The organism is Microbacterium sp. B24 (genome assembly GCF_000333415.1).
Classification (GTDB): domain Bacteria; phylum Actinomycetota; class Actinomycetes; order Actinomycetales; family Microbacteriaceae; genus Microbacterium.
The window spans coordinates 1-1,922 of record NZ_BADB01000083.1 but is presented as its reverse complement, the minus strand read 5'-3'; the positions used below and the strand labels follow the sequence as shown (position 1 = coordinate 1,922).

General features: G+C 68.8%; 3 protein-coding genes. 1 reads left to right on the top strand and 2 read right to left on the bottom strand.

Features of this window, described 5'->3' with window-relative positions; translation table 11 throughout:
- Positions 1-775, top strand: a 775-nt coding sequence (gene pdxY / locus I5I_RS01905) for a pyridoxal kinase PdxY (protein ID WP_036315773.1), incomplete at its 5' end; no start/stop codon positions are given.
- A 31-nt stretch (positions 776-806) separates the two neighbouring features.
- Here pdxY and I5I_RS01900 read toward each other — a convergent pair.
- Entirely contained in the window at positions 807-1,268 is a 462-nt protein-coding gene (locus tag I5I_RS01900) for a hypothetical protein (protein ID WP_036315771.1), read from the bottom strand.
- The gene (locus I5I_RS01895; RefSeq protein ID WP_036315769.1) at positions 1,265-1,825 is read right to left on the bottom strand and encodes an HIT family protein; all 561 of its coding nucleotides are present in this window, start codon (positions 1,823-1,825) and stop codon (positions 1,265-1,267) included. Before I5I_RS01895 ends, I5I_RS01900 begins: the two co-directional genes overlap by 4 nt.
- Positions 1,826-1,922: the final 97 nt, after the last annotated feature.

Sequence of the window (1,922 nt, the reverse complement as noted above, 5' to 3'; positions counted from 1 at the left end):
CATCGGTGTCGAGGTGCTGCCGGTGTACACGGTCAACTTCTCCAACCACACCGGCTACGGCGCGTGGCGCGGTCCGCTCATCGCGCCCGACGATGTGCGAGACGTCATCACGGGTATCGAGGAGCGCGGTGTTTTCGGTGAGATCGACGTCGTCCTCAGCGGCTACCAGGGCGGGGAAGGGATCGCCGATGTGATCCTCGATGCCGTCGCCCGCGTCAAAGCGGCCAACCCCGCGGCGATCTATGCCTGTGACCCGGTGATGGGCAATGCCAAGAGCGGTTGCTTCGTGGCGCCGGCCATCCCGATCCTGCTGCGCGATCGCGTCGTCCCCGCGGCCGACATCATCACGCCGAACCAGTTCGAACTGGGTTTTCTCACTGAGACGGATCCCGCTGATCTCGACTCCACGCTCTCGTCGGCGGATGCCGCGCGTGCGATGGGCCCGCGCACCGTGCTCGTCACCTCGGTCGAGCGCCCGGACGCACCCGAGGGCACCATCGAGATGCTGGCCGTCACCGACGATGGTGCGTGGATCGTGCAGACGCCCCGCATCCCGATGAAGGCGAACGGGTCGGGCGATGTCACGGCGGCGTTGTTCACGGCCCACTATCGTGCGAGCGGTGACGCCGCCGACGCGCTGGCGAAGACCGTCTCGAGCGTCTACGACCTGCTGCAGACGACGTTCGATTCCGGGCAGCGCGAGCTGCAGCTTGTCGAGGCGCAGGAGTTCTACGCCCACCCGCGGCTGCAGTTCCCCGTCACGCGGGTGCGCTGAGGTTCGCAGCGAGTCGAAACGCCGCGCCCGGTCAGAACAGCTCGTACGGCCAGCGCACACTGAGCTCGGGCGAGATCGCGTCGAGCGCGCCACGGATGCGGTCGTGGTCACGAGCGGCCGGCTCGTCGATCTGCTCGAGCGCGTGCAGGACGTGCCCCACCATCAGCCACTCCGTGACGCCCAGGTGCATCGGTGCGAAGCGTGACACGGCGCGCTCGCCGTCGGTGTGATCGAAGAACCACACGTCACCGCGCGGACCGAGCCACCACTCATCGCCCTGCCCGTTGTCGCCGACGAGCACCCACCCCAGCGGCACCTCCAGACCGACCCAGTAGAGCGGGTCTTGACGCTCGCTCGTCTCTGCCTCGGCTCGGCGGGCGTCGAAGGCGGTGATGTCGCCGCACAGCTCGGCAGTGGATGCCGGGAGCGCGCTCAATCTGCCGGCGTCGACCGCGAACGGCTCCGCGCCGTCGTCGGGACCGCCCGCCCTCACGCCGGCCAGGCCGCCGCGACGGCCTCGCGAACCTCGCCGAGAAGCTGAGGCAGCGCCTTGGTGCGGGCGATGATCGGGAAGAAGTTCGCATCCGAGCTCCACCGCGGAACGATGTGCTGGTGCAGGTGCTCGTCGACCCCCGCCCCCGCGACCGCACCCTGGTTCATCCCGATGTTGAAGCCGTCGCACCGCGAGACCGAGCGCAGCACCCGCATGCCGACCTGGGTCAGCTCGCCGATCTCGGCGACCTCTTCCGGGGTCGCCTGATCGTACGTCGCGATGTGGCGGTACGGGCACACCAGCATGTGACCCGAGTTGTACGGGAACAGGTTGAGCAGGACGTACGAGGTGATGCCGCGGTGGACGATGAGGCCGTCGGCATCCGACTTCTGCGGCGCGGCGCAGAACGGGCAGCCCGAGCCGCGCAGGGCGTCGGCGCCGGTGTTGATGTAGGCCATGCGATGCGGCGTCCAGAGCCGCTGGAAGCCGTCGGGGACGCCGGCGAAAGCGCTCGCCTCCTCGAGGCGGGCATCACCGTCGGCGTCCCCCGCGCTCACGCCAGGTCCTCCGCAGTGTTGACGAGCAGTTTGCCCGAGATCGCGGCGACGATCTTGTCGATCGCCTCATCCACCGGAATGCCGTTGGTCTGCGACC